We start from the raw sequence: 570 nt of genomic DNA, 5'->3' as shown, positions 1-570 counted from the left end.
ACGACACCTACCTGGTCGACAGCAGCCTCGACCGCATCACCGAGCAGGCCGGTGCCGGCACCGACACCGTCATCAGCTCCGTCTCCTGGACCCTCGGCGCCAACCTCGAGAACCTCACCCTGTCAGGCTCCGCACTGACCGGCAACGGCAACACCCTCGACAACATCATCATCGGCAATGCAGCCGTCAATCGCCTCTCCGGTGGCGATGGCAACGACACCCTCGACGGCGGTGACGGCAACGACACGCTGTATGGCCAGAACGGCAACGACAGCCTCATCGGGCAGGACGGTGCCGACTGGCTGGACGGCGGCGCAGGCAGCGACACGATGCGAGGTGGCACGGGCAACGACACCTACATCGTCGACGTTCACACCGATCAGATCATCGAGAACTTCGGCGAGGGCACCGATGTCGTGCGCAGCTCCATCGACTGGACGCTCGGCGACCATCTGGAAACCTTGGTGCTCAGCGGCAGTGCGGCACGGCAAGGCACAGGCAACGCCCTGAACAATCGCATCACCGGCAGCGAGATCGCCAATCTGCTCGACGGCGGTGACGGCAACGACA

The 570-nt window shown here is 64.6% G+C and carries 1 protein-coding gene; it reads left to right on the top strand.

All coding sequences use genetic code 11. From position 1 onward, the window contains the following. The coding region (locus HZU84_RS20040; RefSeq protein ID WP_375139048.1) for a calcium-binding protein at positions 1 to 570 on the top strand (570 nt) is incomplete at both ends.

It is taken from the genome of Sphaerotilus sulfidivorans (genome assembly GCF_013426975.1).
GTDB lineage: Bacteria > Pseudomonadota > Gammaproteobacteria > Burkholderiales > Burkholderiaceae_C > Sphaerotilus > Sphaerotilus sulfidivorans.
Note: the sequence above shows the minus strand (reverse complement) of the source record. Positions and strands in the feature narration are given on the sequence as shown.